The organism is Pseudomonas sp. GW822-FHT04H02 (assembly GCF_058800645.1).
Genome location: NZ_JBXAMM010000003.1, coordinates 169564 through 187666, shown reverse-complemented (window position 1 = coordinate 187666; position 18103 = coordinate 169564). Strand labels below are relative to the sequence as shown.

17 protein-coding genes are annotated in these 18103 nt (G+C 63.2%); 11 read left to right on the top strand and 6 right to left on the bottom strand.

Annotation, left to right across the window (positions count from 1 at the left end; translation table 11 throughout):
• Window positions 1-48 precede the first annotated feature (48 nt).
• Window positions 49-702 carry a GntR family transcriptional regulator gene (locus tag AC1RMG_RS13085; RefSeq protein ID WP_041119412.1) on the top strand — a complete coding sequence of 218 codons (654 nt, stop codon included), beginning with the start codon at window positions 49-51 and terminating at the stop codon, window positions 700-702.
• A 15-nt stretch (window positions 703-717) separates the two neighbouring features.
• Window positions 718-1569, top strand: a complete 852-nt coding sequence (locus AC1RMG_RS13080; RefSeq protein WP_011062572.1) for an urea carboxylase-associated family protein — start codon at window positions 718-720, stop codon at window positions 1567-1569.
• Between the two features lie 44 nt (window positions 1570-1613).
• On the opposite strand, the gene AC1RMG_RS13075 is transcribed toward AC1RMG_RS13080, so the two are convergent.
• Window positions 1614-1781, bottom strand: a complete 168-nt coding sequence (locus AC1RMG_RS13075; RefSeq protein ID WP_011062571.1) for a DUF2897 family protein — start codon at window positions 1779-1781, stop codon at window positions 1614-1616.
• Between the two features lie 132 nt (window positions 1782-1913).
• Window positions 1914-3278: an ethanolamine permease gene (gene eat, locus AC1RMG_RS13070; protein WP_011062570.1), complete on the bottom strand. Its 1365-nt coding sequence runs from the start codon at window positions 3276-3278 to the stop codon at window positions 1914-1916.
• A gap of 343 nt (window positions 3279-3621) precedes the next feature.
• On the opposite strand from eat, the gene kdpF reads away from it, so the two are divergent.
• From kdpF to AC1RMG_RS13040, 6 genes are all read left to right on the top strand, one after another.
• Window positions 3622-3711, top strand: coding sequence for a K(+)-transporting ATPase subunit F (gene kdpF / locus AC1RMG_RS13065; protein WP_019092894.1), 90 nt, complete (start codon window positions 3622-3624; stop codon window positions 3709-3711).
• 11 nt (window positions 3712-3722) lie between these two features.
• Window positions 3723-5417: a potassium-transporting ATPase subunit KdpA gene (gene kdpA / locus AC1RMG_RS13060; protein WP_493169397.1), complete on the top strand. Its 1695-nt coding sequence runs from the start codon at window positions 3723-3725 to the stop codon at window positions 5415-5417.
• 10 nt (window positions 5418-5427) lie between these two features.
• Window positions 5428-7512 carry a potassium-transporting ATPase subunit KdpB gene (gene kdpB / locus AC1RMG_RS13055; RefSeq protein WP_258611057.1) on the top strand — a complete coding sequence of 695 codons (2085 nt, stop codon included), beginning with the start codon at window positions 5428-5430 and terminating at the stop codon, window positions 7510-7512.
• A gap of 35 nt (window positions 7513-7547) precedes the next feature.
• The gene (gene kdpC / locus AC1RMG_RS13050; RefSeq protein ID WP_011062567.1) at window positions 7548-8093 is read left to right on the top strand and encodes a potassium-transporting ATPase subunit KdpC; all 546 of its coding nucleotides are present in this window, start codon (window positions 7548-7550) and stop codon (window positions 8091-8093) included.
• Window positions 8094-8217: 124 nt separating this feature from the next.
• Entirely contained in the window at window positions 8218-10869 is a 2652-nt protein-coding gene (locus AC1RMG_RS13045) for a DUF4118 domain-containing protein (protein ID WP_493169394.1), read from the top strand.
• A gap of 101 nt (window positions 10870-10970) precedes the next feature.
• Complete coding sequence (locus AC1RMG_RS13040) at window positions 10971-11666, top strand: response regulator (protein WP_011062565.1); 696 nt, start codon at window positions 10971-10973, stop codon at window positions 11664-11666.
• A 15-nt stretch (window positions 11667-11681) separates the two neighbouring features.
• Here the strand turns inward: AC1RMG_RS13040 and AC1RMG_RS13035 are convergent, their stop codons facing one another.
• Complete coding sequence (locus AC1RMG_RS13035) at window positions 11682-12716, bottom strand: patatin-like phospholipase family protein (RefSeq protein ID WP_493169392.1); 1035 nt, start codon at window positions 12714-12716, stop codon at window positions 11682-11684.
• A gap of 219 nt (window positions 12717-12935) precedes the next feature.
• On the opposite strand from AC1RMG_RS13035, the gene AC1RMG_RS13030 reads away from it, so the two are divergent.
• From AC1RMG_RS13030 to AC1RMG_RS13020, 3 genes are all read left to right on the top strand, one after another.
• Entirely contained in the window at window positions 12936-13214 is a 279-nt protein-coding gene (locus tag AC1RMG_RS13030) for a hypothetical protein (protein WP_011062563.1), read from the top strand.
• A gap of 143 nt (window positions 13215-13357) precedes the next feature.
• Complete coding sequence (locus AC1RMG_RS13025; RefSeq protein ID WP_011062562.1) at window positions 13358-14125, top strand: CHAD domain-containing protein; 768 nt, start codon at window positions 13358-13360, stop codon at window positions 14123-14125.
• A 109-nt stretch (window positions 14126-14234) separates the two neighbouring features.
• Window positions 14235-15032 (top strand): acyl-CoA thioesterase, encoded by a 798-nt coding sequence (locus AC1RMG_RS13020; protein ID WP_011062561.1) that lies wholly within the window; start codon window positions 14235-14237, stop codon window positions 15030-15032.
• Window positions 15033-15036: 4 nt separating this feature from the next.
• Here the strand turns inward: AC1RMG_RS13020 and AC1RMG_RS13015 are convergent, their stop codons facing one another.
• From AC1RMG_RS13015 to AC1RMG_RS13005, 3 genes are all read right to left on the bottom strand, one after another.
• Window positions 15037-15399, bottom strand: coding sequence for a terminase (locus tag AC1RMG_RS13015; RefSeq protein ID WP_493169390.1), 363 nt, complete (start codon window positions 15397-15399; stop codon window positions 15037-15039).
• Window positions 15400-15518: 119 nt separating this feature from the next.
• Entirely contained in the window at window positions 15519-17000 is a 1482-nt protein-coding gene (locus AC1RMG_RS13010) for a methyl-accepting chemotaxis protein (RefSeq protein ID WP_019092890.1), read from the bottom strand.
• A gap of 85 nt (window positions 17001-17085) precedes the next feature.
• Window positions 17086-17892, bottom strand: a complete 807-nt coding sequence (locus AC1RMG_RS13005) for a TatD family hydrolase (RefSeq protein ID WP_493169388.1) — start codon at window positions 17890-17892, stop codon at window positions 17086-17088.
• Window positions 17893-18103 lie beyond the last annotated feature (211 nt).

The window sequence follows — 18103 nt, the reverse complement described above, 5'->3', positions numbered from 1 at the left end:
GTGATTACCTGCTGTTCATGAATTGTTGAACAATCGTGAGGTGCCCCCATGAGCGACGGACTATCCCTGGCGGACCACATTACTGTGGAACTGCGGGCTGACATCATCGGTGGTCGTTTATTGCCCGGAATGGCGCTGGTGGAAAGCGAGCTGGTCAGTGCCTATAACGCCTCACGCAATACCATCCGTGAAGCCCTGCACCGCCTGGGGCAGGAAGGGCTGACCTGGTACGTGCGGCACAAAGGCGTGGTGGTCCGTCGCCTTGGTGCTGATGACGTGCGGGATCTGTTCCGAGTGCGCCGTACCCTGGAGTTGCAGGCCATCGCCAATGCTCGCCCGCTACGCGAGTACCAGTCCGATCGCATGCTCGATGCCATCGAAGCGGCGGAGCTTGCCCGGGAGCGCGAGGACTGGCGCGCCGTGGGAACCCATGGCCTGCGTTTTCACCAGCATGTGGTGGGGTTGCTGGGCTCGCCACTATTCGATGAGTTCTTCACTAACGTGGTGGCGCAGTTGCGCCTGGTGTTTTGTACGGCGCCGGATGAGGCGCGGTTTCAGGCGCCCTGGCTGGTCCGCGACCGACAGATCCATGAATGGCTTCTGGAGGGTGACAAGGCGGCCGCCATCGAGGCCATGGAGTTGTACCTGGACGACTCGGAGCGCCTGCTGTTGGACATGCTCGACCAATCCCTGTGTCACTGAATGAGGGCGATACCCATGTACAAAGACTATCCAGCGGCTTATCAGGTCAGCAAAGGTTCGGCGCTACAGGTGGACAAGGCGTTTTACGAACGCATTCGGCACAATCAGGGCCAACGCCATCTGATCGAGCAGTTCGAGGTTCCGATCCGTACCGGACGCGCCTGGAAGGTGCCCGCCGGGCACGTATTTCGGGTGACCACCCCGGTAGGGCCGCAGGTGGGCGACTTCAACGTATGGAATGCCAACGATCCGCGTGAGCGCCTCTGGGCTGCGCGCACCCGGCAGTTGCAGGGGGCGCATGTCAGTACCCACGACCGGCTCTGGTCGAACCTGCCTTTTCTGCGGCCGCTGGTGACCATCACCGATGACAGCCTGGCCCATTACGGCATCGACGAGCATGGTGGCCGCCTGCACGATCTACTGGGTACCCGTTGCGACCCCTATGTGAATCGCATGCTTACCGGCGAGGACTTTCACCATCACTGCCATTCCAACCTGACGCGGGCAGTGCTGCCTCATGGCCTGACCGAGTTCGATGTGCATGATGTGTTGAACATCTTCCAGTGCACGGGCCTGAACCATGACGACATGTACTTCATGAAGGCCTGCCCGGCGCAGAAGGGGGATTATCTGGAGTTCTTCGCCGAAATCGACCTGCTCTGTGCATTGTCGACCTGTCCGGGCGGAGATCTGTCCTTGCCGATGTGGGGGCCTGAAGCCCAGGACCCGTTAAGCGTGTGCCGTCCACTGGGAGTGGAAATCTATCGTCTGGACGAATCGCTGCTCGAAGGCTGGAGCCAGCCGCAACGTGCAGCCTATAAGGGCCAGCACGGGTTGCACATTGCCAAGGCCGAATGGGAGCGCTGAGCCTCCAGGCAGCCCCTGCACGTTAGGGTGAAGGGGCTCTAGGCTTAACGATCCTGCGCTTCCTTGGCATCCATTTGTGCGTTGCGCTCGGCCACGCGCTTGCGTTGCTCATCGGTCAGCTCGACCTTGTTGGCGGTGTCGCGCAGCATCATCAAGCCGCCAACGATAGAACCGATAGCAACCACCAGAATCAACCAGGCATACCAGGGCATAGGGCTCTCCTTAATGGGCAGTAGCCCGCAGGCGAAGGTTCGCCTTCGGGCCTGCCTATAACGCTTTGAGTTAAAGCGCTTCGCAGTGGTTCCATTGTATGCCTGATCCGCCTGGTGCGAGCAGAGCGCGGTTCAACGGCCGGTGAGCATGGCGTCCACCGGTGCGTCGGCCCGCAGTTGCCCGGTCAGCAGGAAGTAGATGAAGCCCAGGGCCATGAACACCAGAAATATCAGGCCGATCAGGGCATTGAACCAGGCCATGGCCACCAGGCAGACCGCGGCCAGTGCCAGGGCGATGGCCGGCACCAGCGGGTAGCCCGGGGCGCGGAAGCTGCGTGGCAGATTCGGTTCCGCCCTGCGCAGTTTGAACAGGCTGAGCATGCTCATGATGTACATCACGATGGCACCGAACACCGCCATGGTGATCATGGCGGCAGTGAGGGTCATGCCGCCAAGGTTGATCAGGCCATCGCTGTAGATGGCGGCGATGCCGATCAGGCCGCCGGCGATGATCGCCCGATGTGGCGTCTGAAAGCGCGACAGCCTGGCCAAGGAGGCAGGCAGGTAACCGGCCCGGGCCAGGGCGAAGAACTGGCGCGAGTAGCCGAGAATGATCCCGTGGAAACTTGCCACCAGGCCGAACAGGCCGATCCATACCAGCATGTGCAGCCAGCCGGAACTGTCACCCACAACGGTCTTCATCGCCTGGGGCAGCGGGTCGTTGATGTTCGACAAGCTGCGCCAGTCCCCCACGCCGCCGGCGAAGAACATCACCCCCATGGCCAGCAGCACCAGGGTCAGGATGCCGCTGATATAGGCTTTGGGAATGGTGCGCTTGGGGTCCTTGGCTTCTTCGGCAGCCATGGCCGCGCCTTCGATGGCCAGGAAGAACCAGATGGCGAAGGGAATGGCGGCGAACATCCCGGCAATTGCCGGGGCGCCGAAGGCGTCGGCGCCTGCCCAGCCGTTGAGGGCGAAGTTGCTGAAGCTGAAGGCCGGGGCCACCACGCCCATGAACACCAGGAGTTCGGCCACCGCCAGCACGCAGACCACCAGTTCAAAGGTGGCTGCCAGTTTCACCCCGAGAATGTTCAGGCCCATGAATACGATGTAGGCGCCAACCGCCGCATGTTTCGGATCCAAGGCCGGGAATTGCACGTTCAGGTAAGCGCCGATGGCCAGGGCGATGGCGGGAGGGGCGAAGACGAATTCGATCAGGGTGGCCAGCCCCGCGATCAAGCCGCCTTTTTCACCAAAGGCGCGACGGCTGTAGGCAAACGGGCCGCCGGCGTGGGGAATCGCCGTGGTCAGCTCGGTGAAACTGAATATAAAGCAGGTATACATGGTCGCCACCATCAGCGAGGTCACGAGAAACCCCAGGGTTCCTGCCACGCCCCAGCCATAGCTCCAGCCGAAGTACTCCCCGGAAATCACCAGTCCGACTGCGATGCCCCATAAATGCAGCGTGCCCAAGGTGGGCTTGAGTTGTGTGTTCATCGGTTGCTCCCTGAACGATTAGGACGTGCTCGCGGCTGTTCTGTGCAGTGCCCATGCCAGTTCCTGGAACACCGTCGTAAAGCACGAAAAGCTGTCGTATCGAGGATGTTTCGCCGATTTTTAGCACTATTGACCTTCAGTGCATGGGGGGCGTGATGCCTCGCATCGGGGCAGCCGCGCTCCAGAGGCGAGCGATGCGCTTCATCGCCCCTCGTAAAGGCTGGATGACGCCAGTCTTTACGCTTTCTTTATGCGCTGCCCGCCCCGTCGATCTCGTTCCTTTACAGGCACCCTGCGGACAATGCCTGCATTCGCGGCAATCGCCGTACCACGGAGACATTCCATGAACATTCTGGACGCGGTGTCGCTGCTGCTGGCAGTGGGCCTGTTCATTTATCTATTGGTTGCGCTGCTGCGCGCGGATCGGAACTAGGAGCTGCGGTTATGCACAGTTATGACTATTGGCTGATCCTCGCCTTCTTCGCTCTGGTGCTGTTGCCCGCACCTTGGCTGGGGCGCTTCTACTACCGGGTGATGGAGGGCCAGCGCACCTGGCTGACCCCGGTTCTGGGCCCGGTGGAGCGTGTCTGCTATCGAATCTCCGGGGTCGATCCACAGGTTGAGCAGAGCTGGCAGAAATACACCCTGGCTCTGCTGGCCTTCAACCTGGCCGGGTTTGTCCTGCTGTTTGCCATCTTGCTGTTTCAGGATCACCTGCCGCTCAATCCGCAGCATCTTCCGGGGCAGGAATGGACGCTGGCGTTCAACACCGCAGTCAGTTTCATGACCAACACCAACTGGCAGTCCTACAGCGGCGAAGCCTCCCTGAGCTACCTCAGCCAGATGGCCGGCCTTACCGTGCAGAACTTCGTCAGCGCTGCCACCGGGCTGGCGGTGCTGGTTGCCTTGTGCCGTGGCATTGGCCGGCGTTCGGTGCGCACCCTGGGCAACTTCTGGGTCGATATGACCCGCGCCACCCTCTACGGCCTGCTGCCGCTGTGCCTGCTGCTGGCGCTGTTCCTGGTCTGGCAGGGCGTACCCCAGACCTTTGCCCATTACGTGGATGCCCTGACCCTGCAGGGCAATGACCAGGTCATTCCGCTGGGCCCGGCCGCCAGTCAGATTGCCATCAAACAGTTGGGCACCAACGGTGGCGGTTTCTTCGGCGTCAACTCGGCGCACCCGTTCGAGAACCCCACGGCCTGGAGCAATCTGTTCGAACTGGTATCGATCATCCTGATTCCGGTGGCCCAGGTGTTCACCTTCGGCCATTACGTCAAGGACCTGCGTCAGAGCCGGGCGATCATCGCCTGCATGTTCGCCTTGTTCCTGATCGGCGGTGCTACCTCGCTGTGGGCGGAGTATCAACCCAACCCGGCGTTGCAGAACGCAGCGGTAGAGCAGGCTGCGCCCCTGGAAGGCAAGGAAGCCCGCTTCGGCACCACTGCCACGGTGCTCTGGTCGGTGACCACCACTGCGGCCTCCAACGGTTCGGTGAATGGCATGCACGACAGCCTCAACCCGCTGAGCGGCATGGTGGCGCTGATCAACATGATGGTCGGCGAAGTGATCTTCGGCGGCGTCGGCGCGGGCCTCTACGGAATGTTGCTGAACGTGTTGATCGCAGTGTTCCTGGCCGGGCTGATGATCGGTCGCACCCCGGAATACCTGGGCAAGAAGCTACAGGCCAAGGAGGTGCAGTTGCTGGTAGTGACCCTGATGGTGATGCCCATCGGCGTCCTGGTGCTGGGCGCCCTGGCCGCCAGCTTGCCGGGGCCGGCAGCAGCCATCGGCAACCCGGGGCCCCATGGCTTCAGTCAACTGCTCTACGCCTACACCTCGGCCAGCGCCAACAACGGCTCGGCGTTCGGTGGCTTCAGCGCCAATACCCCGTTCCATAACCTGATGCTGGGCCTGGGCATGCTGATCGGTCGCTTCGGCTACATCCTGCCGGTGCTGGCCCTGGCCGGCAGCCTGGCGATGAAGAAGACCGCACCCATCGGCCAGAACAGTTTTCCCACCCATGGCCCGCTGTTCGTGGCCTTGCTGACCGTGACCATCTTGCTGGTGGGCGGCCTGACCTTCCTGCCGACCCTGGCGCTGGGCCCAATCGCCGAACATCTGAGCATGGGCTTCTGAGGACCTGATGATGAATATGCATGTTCCTGCCTCGAACAAAGCCGCCGATGCGCTCGCCAAGAGCCAGCCGGCCAAGGCCGAAGTGGCGAGTACCGCAATCTCTGCCCTGTGGCGCCCGGCGCTGATCCAGGCTTTCGTCAAGCTTGACCCGCGCCAGTTGCAGCGCTCGCCAGTGATGCTGGTGGTGGAACTGACAGCGATCCTGACCACCGTGCTGTGTTTCATTCCGGACACCGCAGTGCCGACCTTCGTCGCCGCCCAGATTGCTCTCTGGCTATGGTTCACCGTGCTCTTTGCCAACTTCGCCGAGGCCCTGGCGGAAGGCCGCGGCAAGGCTCGCGCCGACAGCCTCAAGGCCGGTAGCGAGGGCTTGAGCGCCCGCCGCCGGGCCAGCGACGGCAGCTATCAGCTGGTGCCGGCGGTCAATCTGCGCAAAGGCGACGTGGTACGGGTCGAAGCCGGCGAAATGATTCCCGGCGATGGCGAGGTGATCGAAGGTATCGCCGCGGTCAACGAAGCGGCAATCACTGGTGAATCGGCTCCGGTGATCCGGGAATCCGGCGGTGACCGTTCGGCGGTGACCGGCAATACCCGGCTGGTCTCCGACTGGCTGCTGGTGCGCATTACCAGCAACCCTGGCGAGTCGACCCTGGACCGCATGATCGCTCTGGTGGAAGGCGCCAAGCGGCAGAAGACACCGAACGAAGTGGCCCTGGATATCCTGCTGATCGGCCTGACCCTGATCTTCCTGCTGGTGGTGGTGACCCTGCAGCCCTTCGCCCACTTTGCCAATGGCAGCCTGCCGCTGGTGTTCCTGGTGGCGCTGCTGGTGACCCTGATCCCCACCACCATCGGCGGCCTGCTCTCGGCCATCGGGATTGCCGGGATGGACCGCCTGGTGCGCTTGAACGTGATCGCCAAGTCCGGGCGTGCGGTGGAGGCGGCGGGGGACGTGCACGTGTTGCTGCTGGACAAGACCGGCACCATCACTTTCGGTAATCGCCGTTGCAGCGCCATCTACCCGGCGCCGGGCGTCAGTGCCCAGGTACTGGCCGAAGCGGCCTTGATGGCCTCCCTGGCGGACGACACCGCCGAAGGCAAGTCCATCGTCGAGTACCTGCGGGAGCTTTATCCACAGCCCGAGCCGGGCAGCGATCTGCTGACGGCAGTGCCTTTCAGCGCTGAAACCCGGCTGTCCGGGGTCGATTACCAGGGCCGGGTCTATCGCAAGGGTGCAGTGGATTCGGTGTTGAGTTTCGTCGGCCTCAAACGCAGCGAGCTGGCACCGGCCCTGTCCCGGGAGATCGACAAGATCGCCCAGAGCGGCGGCACCCCGCTGCTGGTCTGTGCCGAGGGCCGGATGCTCGGCGCCATTCACCTCAAGGACGTGGTCAAGCCCGGCATTCGCGAGCGTTTCGCCGAGTTGCGCAAACTGGGTATCCGTACCGTGATGGTGACCGGCGACAACCCGCTGACCGCCGCGGCCATTGCCGCCGAAGCCGGAGTCGACGATGTGCTGGCCGAGGCCACGCCGGAGAAGAAGCTGGCGCGCATTCGCCACGAGCAAAACGACGGGCGTCTGGTGGCCATGTGCGGTGATGGCGCCAACGACGCACCGGCATTGGCCCAGGCCGATGTCGGCATGGCCATGAACGACGGCACCCAGGCGGCGCGCGAGGCGGCCAACATGGTCGACCTGGACAGCGACCCGACCAAGCTGCTGGATGTGGTGCAGATCGGCAAGGAGCTGCTGGTGACCCGGGGTGCCCTGACCACCTTCTCCATCGCCAACGACGTGGCCAAGTACTTCGCCATCCTGCCGGCGCTGTTCGCGGCGATTTATCCACAGCTGGGGGTGCTCAACATCATGGGGCTGGCCAGCCCGCAGAGCGCAATCCTTTCGGCCATCGTGTTCAACGCCCTGATCATCGTGGTGCTGATCCCCCTGGCATTGCGTGGGGTGCGGGTACAGGCGGCCAGTGCCGCGCACCTGCTGCGGCGCAACCTGTTGATCTACGGCGTGGGTGGCATTGTCGTGCCCTTTGTTGGGATCAAGCTGATCGACATGCTGTTGACTTCGCTGCACCTGGTGTAACGGCCTGCAGATCTGAACGAATCGAGGAGTGAGAGATGACTAGCGTAGTGCGTCCGGCCTTGAGCCTGATTGTGTTGATGACCCTGATCACCGGTGTGGCCTATCCCCTGGTGGTGACCGGCGTGGCCCAGTTGGCCTTCCCGGAACAGGCCAATGGCAGCCTGGTGCGCGATGCCGACGGCAGGGTGCGGGGTTCGGCCCTGATCGCCCAGGATTTCGTCGGTGATGCCTGGTTCCATCCGCGCCCTTCGGCGGGGGCCTTTGCCACGGTATCCAGCTCTGCCAGCAACCTGGCGCCGAGCAACCCGGCCCTGGCCACGCGGGTGATCGAGGATGCCGGCAAGCTCCTGGTACCTGGGCAGGGGCCGGTGCCCCTGGCATTGCTGACCACTTCGGGCAGCGGCCTCGATCCACACTTGCCACCGCAGGCAATTGACTATCAACTGGCGCGGGTCGCGGCGGCGCGCAACCTGTCGCCAGCCAAGTTGCAGGCCCTGGTGGACGCCCATATAGAGCAGCCGCTGGTGGGGCCGCCGGTGGTCAATGTACTGGCCCTGAACCTGGCCCTGGAACAGCTGTAGCCGCTGCCGAACCTGCGAGGCATGCAAAATGCCCCGCGGGGGCTTCCAGCCCCAGGGAGCGCTGGCAAACACAACTGAAGTGAGCGCAGATTGAACCGAATGTCTTGTCGCAGAGAGATAACCCATGAGTGATTCCGGTCGCGCCGACGCGCTGCTAGCCGAGCTGCCACGGGACGGCCGCGGCCGGCTCAAGGTGTTCCTGGGCGCCGCCCCCGGGGTTGGCAAGACCTACGCCATGCTCCAGGCGGCCCATAGCCAACTGCGCCAAGGGGTCAAGGTGCTTGCCGGGGTGGTGGAGACCCACGGCCGCGCCGAGACCGAAGCCTTGTTGAGCGGGCTGCCCCAGCAGCCCTTGGTGCGTTCGGAATACCGTGGCGTATTGCTGGAGGAAATGGACCTCGACGGCCTGCTCAAGGCCAAGCCCAAGCTGGTACTGGTGGACGAACTGGCCCACAGCAATGCCCCGGGCAGCCGGCACGCCAAGCGCTGGCAGGACATTCAGGAGTTGCTGGCGGCCGGGATCGACGTCTTCACCACGGTCAATGTCCAGCACCTGGAAAGCCTCAATGACCAGGTGCGCGGCATTACCGGGGTCCAGGTGCGCGAAACCCTGCCTGACTGGGTGTTGCAAGAGGCCTATGAGTTGCTGCTGGTGGACTTGCCGCCCCGAGAGCTGCTGGAGCGTCTGCGGGACGGCAAGGTCTACGTGCCGGAGCAGGCGCGGGCGGCCATCGATGCATTTTTCACCCAGACCAACCTCACCGCCCTGCGCGAACTGGCGATGCAGACCGCCGCCGCCCAGGTGGACAACGACCTGGCCCAGGGCTATCGCCAGTTGGGGCAGGCGGCACCGGCGGTGCGCGGGCGGCTGCTGGTGGGTATCGACGGCGATGCCCAGGCCGAGCGGCTGGTACGTCATGCCAGCCGTGTGGCTCAGCGTCGCCACCTGCCCTGGAGCCTGGTGCATGTGGATAACGGCCGGTTGCGCGACGAGCAGGCACGCTTGCGCTTGCAGGCTGCTCAACAACTGGCCGAGCGCCTGGGCGGGGAAGTGGTCCTGTTGCGCGCCGGCGAGGTGGCCAAGACCCTGATCCAGCACGCCGCGGAGCGTCGCGCCAGCCTGCTGCTGGTGGGGCAGTCCAGGCGCCGCTGGCGCCGGCGCTGGTTCGGTGGCGGCTTGGCGGCGCGCTTGCTGCGCAATGCCGATGGCCTGGAGATCAATGTCCTGGACAGCGAGCCCCAGCCCCATCAGCCGGGCCTGCGGGTCAAGCATTCGCTGATCTGGTTCGACTACGTCCTGGCAGTCCTGGCCACCCTCCTGGCCAGCGCCCTGGCCTGGGGGGTGGCCAGTGTCCTGCCGTTGCCGAACATCTCCCTGGTGTTCCTCGCCGCGGTGCTGCTGGTGGCAGTGCGCAGCAGCCTGGGGCCGGCCCTGGCTTGCGCGGCGCTGTCCTTTCTCAGTTATGACTTCCTGTTCATTCCGCCGAACTTCTCCCTGGCCATCCAGCGGGAAGAAGATGTACTGACCCTGCTGTTCTTCCTGCTCATGGCCGCGCTGACCGGCAATCTGGCGGCCCGCCAGCGCCGGCAGTTGCAGGCGTTGCGCGATACCCAGGAGGAAACCGGCGAGCTCCTGGACCTGTCGCGCAAGTTGACTGCCGCCACTGACCGGCAAGCGGTGATCAACGCCGCGGCCCAGCATTTGAATGGTCGCGACGAGTTGCGTGTCTGCCTGATCAACCGCGACGGGCAGGGTGGATGGAAAGTCGAGACCGGTGGTTCGCCGCAGTTCTCCGAGGCCGAGCGCGCGGCGGCCGACTGGGCCTGGCAGCATGACCAGCCGGCGGGGCTGGGCACCGGGACCTTGCCCTTTGGTCGATGGTGGTGGTGGCCGCTGTCGGTGGATGACGGGCCCCTGGGGTTGCTCGGTGTCTGCCCCCGTGAGGGTGAAGAGTTCAGCGGCCAGCGCCGGCGCCTGCTCACTGCGCTCAGCCAGCCACTGGCCCAGGCCCTGGCACGGGCGCGGCTGGCCGAGGACCTGGAAGCGGCGAGGCTGCACGGGGAGACCGAACAGTTGCGCAGCGCCTTGCTGGCTTCGGTATCCCATGACCTGCGCACACCGCTGACCTCAATGCGCGGCAGTATCGACAGCCTGCTGGCCCTGGGGGAAGCGATCCCCCTGGAAGATCGGCGAGAGCTGCTGGAGGGCACGCGGGATGAGGCCGAGCGCCTGGACCGCTATATACAGAACCTGCTGGACATGACCCGGCTCGGCCATGGGGCCCTGAAGCTGGCCCGGGACTGGGTCGCGCCGGGGGATATCGTCGGCAGTGCCCTGAACCGCCTGCGGGCGGTGCTGGCGCCGTTGCAAGTGGCCACCGAACTGCCAGCGGACTTGCCCTTGCTTTACGTCCATGCGGCGCTGATCGAGCAGGCGCTGGTCAATGTGCTGGAGAATGCTGCCCGCTTCTCGCCACCCCATGGCCATCTGCAGTTGAAAGTCAGTGCCAGCGAGCAGGAATTGAGCTTCGCCGTCAGTGATGAGGGCCCGGGGATTCCCGAGGATGAGCGGGCAAAGATCTTCGACATGTTCTACACCGCTGCCCGTGGCGACCGCGGCGGGCAAGGCACCGGCCTGGGCCTGGCGATCTGCCAGGGCATGGTCGGCGCCCATGGCGGGCATATCAGTGTCGCCGAGGGCATTGGCGGCAAGGGGACATGCATCACCTTGCACCTGCCGTTGCAGACCCAGCCGGAGCTTGAGTCCGACCTGTGAATACCTGTAGAACGCGCTGCGGCCTTGCCGCGTCAGCGCCACACGGATGCGGCATGCCTTGCGCTACGCTTTTGCCTCTTAATTTGTCTTGAACTGAAACCATGAGCCAGACCGCGACCATCCTGGTCATCGACGACGAGCCGCAGATTCGCAAGTTCCTGCGCATCAGCCTGGCGTCCCAGGGATACAAAGTGATTGAAGCCGGGACCGGCACCGAAGGCCTGGCCCAGGCCGCCTTGAACAAGCCGGACCTGCTGGTACTTGATTTGGGGCTGCCGGACATGGATGGGCAGCAGGTGCTGCGCGAGTTTCGCGAGTGGTCGGCGGTGCCGGTGCTGGTGCTTTCGGTGCGTGCCAGCGAGTTGCAGAAGGTCGAGGCGCTGGATGGTGGTGCCAACGACTATGTGACCAAGCCTTTCGGTATCCAGGAGTTCCTGGCGCGGATTCGCGCCCTGTTGCGCCAGGCGCCGAGCGGGGAAGTGCAGGAGGCGGCGTTGCAAGTGGGGCCGCTGACGGTCGACCTGGCTTATCGGCGGGTGCTGCTGGACGGTGTCGAAGTGGCCCTGACCCGCAAGGAGTATGCGGTGCTGGCCCAGCTGGCGCGGCACCCGGGACGGGTGATTACCCAGCAGCAACTGCTCAAGGACATCTGGGGCCCGACCCACACCGAGGACAGTCATTACCTGCGGATCGTGGTCGGGCACTTGCGCCAGAAGCTGGCGGACGATCCGACCCGGCCACGCTTCATCGTCACCGAGGCGGGGGTCGGCTACCGCCTGCTGGGCGCCGATTCCTGAGTTTGCGGCCTTTCGCTACTGGTCCTGCTCGTAGCGGTCCAGGGTATCGCTGGCAATCTCACGGCCCAGGGCGATCAGCTCCGGCGCCTTGTAGAACTCGAAGAAGCGGCAGACGCGCTTGGGCACGTTGATGAGGATATCCGGCGGGTAACCGGCGATCTTGTACTGCGCCAGGGAGGTCTGCATGACCTCGAAGCTCTGGTTGACCAGGTCCAGCAGTGACGCCGGGCCGACGTTGTCGATGATGAAGGAGCCGCTGGCGGATTTCGGCGCGCCGTCGGTTTGCGGCGCGGCGGCCGGTTGCTGGGCTTCCGGGTCGGCGCCCTCGACCCATGGATTGATCTCCGCGGCTTCGCTCTTGAAGGCTTCCTGCTCGAGCAGTAGCAGTTGTTCGGCCTGCTTGCGGCGAAACGGCAGGTGTGAGCCCAGGGAGTTGATCAGGCTGTCAAAGCGGCTCTTGAACGCGGGTGGGCGCTGGATCACCGGTAACTGGTAGTGGCGCTGGTTGGTGGAGTTGAGGTTCACCGCAATGATCAGGTCGCAGTGGCTGGAAACCACCGGAACGATGGGCAGCGGGTTGAGCAGGCCGCCGTCCACCAGCATGCGGTTGCCCTGCATGACCGGGGTGAACAGGCTGGGGATCGCGGCGGAAGCACGCATGGCCTGATGCAGGCAGCCTTCCTGGAACCAGATTTCCTGCTGGTTGGTCAGGTCGGTGGCGACGGCGGTATAGGGGATGCGCAGGTCTTCGATGTTCACTTCGCCGACGATCTTGCGGATCTGGCCGAAGACTTTCTCGCCGCGAATCGCCCCCAGCCGAAAGCTCACGTCCACCAGGCGCAGCACGTCGAGGTAGTCCAGGCTTTCGATCCATTCCCGGTACTCGGCGAGCTTACCTGCGGCGTAGATGCCGCCGACCACCGCGCCCATCGAGCAGCCGGCAATGCAGGCGATGTCATAACCGCGTTTTTCGATTTCCTCGATGACGCCGATATGGGCGTAACCGCGAGCGCCCCCCGACCCAAGGACCAATGCGACACGTTTGCTCATGATTCGTCCCTTCGACAAACAGGCTGCAACAATGCACCCATAGCGCCTCGTGGTTCAATTGCTGATGCGCTGCGGGGCCTGTGAGTTTTTTTCTAGGGCCGCCGGGGCCGCGAGGCTATGCTCCTGCAGCTATATTTTCCAAGGGGTGGGACTGGCACTTTTTCCTGCGGCCATCGTCTTAACCTGTACGACTGTTTTCCCTATCTTGAGGTGTCATCGATGAAAGCCTGGATCTGCCTGCCCCTGATTGCGTTGGTATTGACCGGTTGTGCAGGCAAGACTGCCTACCGTGACAGTTGCGGCACGCAGCTGGACGCTGCCTGGCACGAGCTGGACCTGGCCAAGGCCGAAGGTTTCGCTGGCACCGTGAGTTACTCCAAGGCGTTGTCGCTGCTGACCGGCGCCAAGACCCAGCAGCAGTTCGAAGCCTTCGAAGGCTGCACCAACAAGGCCGAGAAGGCGCGTTTCTACATTCGTGAATCCCGGGCCGGGCGCTGAGCCGCGACAGCCGCTAAGCTGGTCCGACAATCATCACCGCGAACCTGAATGATCTGGCGCAATGCCTGTCGCCGGTTCGCGGTGCCATTCTTGGAACTGGATAAGCCGAAGTCAGGCTTTTGACTCGTGTTGGGGAAGCCTTGATGTCTGCCTTGGTTGATCGTTTGGTGGCTCAGGTTCTGGGCCTGGAAGTGAGTTTGCTGGCTTGTCAGGCCCGCTTGTCGGCCGCCACGGATGCCGAGGCCTTGCATGATCTGCGCATCAGCGTGCGACGCTTGCGCAGCCTGTTGCGCCCGTTGCGTGGCCTGCCCGGAGTGGAGCAACTGGAAGCCGCGGCCAGCGAAGTGGGGCGGGTGACCACGCCGATTCGTGATCGTGAAGTATTGGCGGCCTATCTGCATCAGCATGGCCAGCATGCTGCTGCCGACCGTCGTACCTCACAACTGTTGCATGAGTACTCGGCAGTGGCCGCGGGGGCGGAATTGGCGCAGTTGTTTCTGGTGCTGGATGCCTTCCCCAGGTTCCTCCGGGCCTCTGAGCGCCAAGGTTTGCTGCGGGGCCTGCGCGGCAGTATCGAAAAACGCCTGGCCAAACAGTGGAAAGCCTTGGGCCAGGCGCTGCTGGACCCTGCCCACGACCGTCATCGCCTGCGTCTGCTGATCAAGCGGGTGCGTTACGCCGCCGATGCCTATCCCGAGCTGGATCGCTTGCCCTCCCAGGCGATGAAGCGCCTCAAGGCGGCTCAAAGCGCCCTGGGCGATTGGCATGATTGCTGGCAATGGCTGGCCCAGGCCGAACAGCAACTGGATTTACTGCCCTGTGTGGCGGTCTGGCGCAGAACCATGCTCAAGGCCGAGGCCCGCTCCGATCAGGTGCTGGAGCAACTGCATCGCGATTGCTTCAAGCGGTGAAGGCCAAAGGGCGGCTTATCTGTCCGCTGCTTTGGCCGGAATAATGGCTGTGTGGCTCTGCGACGCTGGTTAAGATCCCTCAGTCTATTTTTTGTCCCCCGAGGTTTTCATGCGTTTCTACGATTTGCTCGAAGCCGTTCGCGGCCAGCCCCAGGCGCTGACCATTCCGGCGGAATGGGCCCAGGGGCGCGCCAGTTTCGGTGGCCTGGTGGTTGCTCTGCAGTATGAAGCGATGCGGGCCAAGGTTGCGGCGGACCGCCCCGTGCGGTCGCTAGCGGTCACCTTTGTCGGCCCGGTGGCGCCAGATGTGCCGGTCAGTTTCGAGGTGGATGTGCTGCGCGAAGGCAAGGCCGTCAGCCAGGTACTGGGGCGGGTCATGCAGGAGGGTCAGGTGGTGACTCTGGTGCAGGGCAGTTTTGGCGCTTCCCGTGAATCGTCCGTCAGTGTGGCCGCCGAACCAGCGCCCGAAATGAAACACTGGGATGACTGCCAGGAGCTGCCTTATATCCAGGGCGTGACGCCGGAGTTCATGCGTCATCTGGCAATGCGCTGGAGCATCGGTGGCCTGCCATTCACCGGCAATCGTTCCCGCGACATGGGCGGTTGGGTGCGCTTGCGTGGGGATGTGAAGGAAGAACCGGTCACCGAGGCGCATATCCTGGCGCTGGTGGATGCCTGGCCGCCGGCGCTGTTGCCGCACCTGACCAAGCCCGCTGCGGGCAGCACCCTGACCTGGACCATCGAGTTCGTCCAGCCGTTGCTGGAACTGAGCACTCTGGACTGGTGCAAGTACCGGGTGGAAATCGAACACGCGCGTGACGGCTACGGGCATGCGGCAGCGGCCTTGTGGAATGCTGAGGGCCAATTGATCGCCCTGAGCCGCCAGACGGTGACCATCTTCGCCTGAGCCATCAGTGCCGGTGGCGCTGCAACCAGGCACGCCACAAGGCACCGCTCAGGACAAAGCGCGGAAAGGTCACGAAATGTTCCACCAGCAGCCGTTGCACGGCATCCTTGCGATCACTGAAGGGCTCGGCGGCCTGGGCCTCCAGGCTGTGTCCGTGGCGCTGCAGGCCCAGGGCTGCGAGGATGCCGACCACACCGATGGCCAGGCTCAGGAAGCTCAAGGAAAACACGCCCGAAACAATCAGCAGAAAGCCGATGATGAATAGCGGTACGGCAATCAGGTGCAATACCAGATTGGCAGGGTGCTGGTGATTCTGCGGGTAGACGCGCCATTGCCAGGCGGGGAGGTTGGGGTGACGTTTGCCCATGATGATCATCCTTAGTTCTTGAAGACTCATGAACCAAGGATAGGGGCCAGTTGGGATGGCGGCGAATCAAGGCTGGCTATCGGTGCGATAGCCAGTAGAGGGGGGTAGAGGCACTCGGATCAGAGTTTCAGCTGGCCTATGGCTTTGCTCAACTCACCAGCCAGGGTCGCCAGTTCACTGCTGGTGGTGGCCGAGGCAACGGTCTGTTGCACGGTGTTCTCGGTGACATCGCGAATGCTCACCACCGCCCGGTTCATTTCTTCCGCTACCTGGCTCTGCTGTTCCGCTGCAACAGCGATCTGCGTGTTGCTTTCGCGCATCTGGGCTACGGCGCCGGTTATTTCCGCCAGTGCCGCGCCGGCTTCCTGGGCCTGTTGCACGCAGTCATCGGCCTTGAACGAGCTTTCCTGCATGAAATCCACGGCATCCCGGGTGCCGGCCTGCAGGGCCGAGACCATGCTGGTGATCTCGTCGGTGGAGGTCTGTACACGCTTGGCCAGGTTGCGCACTTCATCCGCTACCACGGCAAAACCGCGGCCCATTTCCCCTGCTCGAGCGGCTTCGATGGCGGCATTGAGTGCCAGCAGGTTGGTCTGCTCGGCGATGCTGTGGATAACGTTGACCACGCCATTGATCTTCTGGCTGTCCTCGGCGAGCTTCTGAATCATCTCGGCGGTCTGCTGCACGCCATTGGAAAGCCCGGCGATGGATTTCTGCACCCGGCCCACCACTTCATGGCCGGTACCGGCCAGGGTGTCGGCGGTCTGCGACAGGTCCCGGGTGGCACCGGCATGCTGGGCGATGTGATAGACGGTGGCGGACATCTCGTTGATGGCCGTGGCGGCCTGATCGGTTTCGCTCTGCTGGCCGAGCATGCCGTGGCGTACATCGTTCATGCTCGAGGCCAGGCGTGCAGCGCCCTGGTCCAGCTGCCGGGCGGTATTGGCCACGGTATTGACTACCCGCTGGTATCCGGCCTGCATGGCATTGAAGGCACTGGCCATCTGACCCACCTCGTCCTTGCAGGACAGCGGCACGCGAGCAGACAGGTCGCCGGTCTTCTCCACGTGCAGCATGACGTCCTTGAGGGTGTTGAGTTGGCTGAGGAGAAAACGGATCAGCAACTGCGAGGCGCAGAGCATGGCGAACATCAGGATGAACACTGCGACGGCGTAATTGGTGAAACGATCGCTGAAGACCTGGGCCAGGCTCGGGGCGTAGGCCAGTACGGCGACCTGCTGGCCGTCGGCGCGCTGGATCACGTCAGCGCCCAGTAGCGGATTTTCACCGAACAGCGGCATCGGGTTGAGCTCGACCCAGCCGTTGGCGCCGTTGAGTTCGCTGAGAGTCTGCTCGTTGAGGCTGGGGGTCTGCCCCCGGGAGAAATACAGCAGGTGTTCGGCGCTGGGCAGCGCCTGTCCGACGGGCCAGGCGCCGAGCAGCCTCGCCTCGGCCTGGGCGGCAGCCTGGGCTGTCTGGCTGCGAGCCTGTTGCTCCAGTTGCACGGCGTACAGCACCAATAACAAGGTGGTGACGAAGGCGACTGCATTGACCGCCCAGAATTTGTACTTCAGCGAGATATTGCTAAGCCAGGCACCCATGGAAGGTCTTCTCTGATTGAGCGAAACAGTATTGGCAAGGTGCCATTATTGTGCCGCCATGATCTCGGAAAAATCTTGATGTGGGTCAAGCAATCTCTGGCAAGCGAAAAAACGCCCGAGAGCAGGCGGTACTGTGGCTTGCAAGGTCTTCCAGGGTTTCACCGCGGTGCAACGCAACTTCTCGTAAAACCTCGGTCAGATAGGCCGGTTCGTTACGACCATTTTTCGGCTTTGGCCGCAAGCTGCGGGGTAGCAGGTAGGGGGCATCGCTTTCCAGCATCAGGCGCCCGCGGGGGATGTCGCGTACCAGCAGGTGCAGGTGGGTGCCGCGGCGTTCGTCGCAGATCCAGCCTGTGATGCCGATGTGCAGGTCCAGGTCGAGGTAGCTGAACAGGGCCTTTTGTTCACCGGTAAAGCAGTGGACTACAGCAGCCGGCAAGCGATCACGGAAATCCCGCAGGATGTCCAGCAAGCGCAGGTTGGCGTCACGTTCGTGGAGAAACACTGGCAACTGCAACTCGACAGCCAGGGCCAGGTGTTCTTCCAGGACTTTTTCCTGTTGCGGGCGGGGAGAGAAGTCCCGGTTGAAGTCCAGGCCGCATTCGCCCACGGCGCGTACCCGTGGCTCTCCAAGTAGAGCGCGCAAGCGTCGCGGGCTGTCGGCATTCCAGTCGCTGGCGCTGTGGGGATGCAGCCCGGCGGTGGCAAACAGTCTCTGCCCGTCGGCGTCCAGTTTCTGGCACAACTCCAGGGCCTGTTCACTGCCTTCGACGCTGGTTCCGGTGAGGACCAACTGGCACACCCCAGCCTCATAAGCACGATTGAGAACGGCTTGGTGTTTTTCGGCAAAACTGGGATTGGTCAGGTTGACGCCGATATCGATGAGTTGCATGGTGCTATCTCCGCTTGCGGCCGGAAAGCATATCAGAGCTGTAGATTTATAAGAAAAACCAAGAACTACAACGAGTTATAGCTGTCTTTTGCTGCCGGACCAGAGCAACGGCCACGTTCTTCAGCGCCATTGCACGGGTCTTTCGCAGCTTGCCAGCGCTCAAGGCGCTCTGTTTCTGGCAATCAATTCTTCAAAAAGCGACGAAGGGTTG

Coding starts and splice junctions, on each gene's coding strand:
- AC1RMG_RS13040 (WP_011062565.1), top strand. CDS start 10,971: ATGAGCCAGACCGCGACCATCCTGGTCATCGACGACGAGCCGCAGATT.
- AC1RMG_RS13080 (WP_011062572.1), top strand. CDS start 718: ATGTACAAAGACTATCCAGCGGCTTATCAGGTCAGCAAAGGTTCGGCG.
- AC1RMG_RS13005 (WP_493169388.1), bottom strand. CDS start 17,892: ATGCAACTCATCGATATCGGCGTCAACCTGACCAATCCCAGTTTTGCC.
- kdpC (WP_011062567.1), top strand. CDS start 7,548: ATGACTAGCGTAGTGCGTCCGGCCTTGAGCCTGATTGTGTTGATGACC.
- eat (WP_011062570.1), bottom strand. CDS start 3,278: ATGAACACACAACTCAAGCCCACCTTGGGCACGCTGCATTTATGGGGC.
- kdpA (WP_493169397.1), top strand. CDS start 3,723: ATGCACAGTTATGACTATTGGCTGATCCTCGCCTTCTTCGCTCTGGTG.
- AC1RMG_RS13030 (WP_011062563.1), top strand. CDS start 12,936: ATGAAAGCCTGGATCTGCCTGCCCCTGATTGCGTTGGTATTGACCGGT.
- AC1RMG_RS13045 (WP_493169394.1), top strand. CDS start 8,218: ATGAGTGATTCCGGTCGCGCCGACGCGCTGCTAGCCGAGCTGCCACGG.
- AC1RMG_RS13035 (WP_493169392.1), bottom strand. CDS start 12,716: ATGAGCAAACGTGTCGCATTGGTCCTTGGGTCGGGGGGCGCTCGCGGT.
- AC1RMG_RS13010 (WP_019092890.1), bottom strand. CDS start 17,000: ATGGGTGCCTGGCTTAGCAATATCTCGCTGAAGTACAAATTCTGGGCG.
- kdpB (WP_258611057.1), top strand. CDS start 5,428: ATGAATATGCATGTTCCTGCCTCGAACAAAGCCGCCGATGCGCTCGCC.
- AC1RMG_RS13015 (WP_493169390.1), bottom strand. CDS start 15,399: ATGGGCAAACGTCACCCCAACCTCCCCGCCTGGCAATGGCGCGTCTAC.
- AC1RMG_RS13020 (WP_011062561.1), top strand. CDS start 14,235: ATGCGTTTCTACGATTTGCTCGAAGCCGTTCGCGGCCAGCCCCAGGCG.
- AC1RMG_RS13085 (WP_041119412.1), top strand. CDS start 49: ATGAGCGACGGACTATCCCTGGCGGACCACATTACTGTGGAACTGCGG.
- AC1RMG_RS13025 (WP_011062562.1), top strand. CDS start 13,358: ATGTCTGCCTTGGTTGATCGTTTGGTGGCTCAGGTTCTGGGCCTGGAA.
- kdpF (WP_019092894.1), top strand. CDS start 3,622: ATGAACATTCTGGACGCGGTGTCGCTGCTGCTGGCAGTGGGCCTGTTC.
- AC1RMG_RS13075 (WP_011062571.1), bottom strand. CDS start 1,781: ATGCCCTGGTATGCCTGGTTGATTCTGGTGGTTGCTATCGGTTCTATC.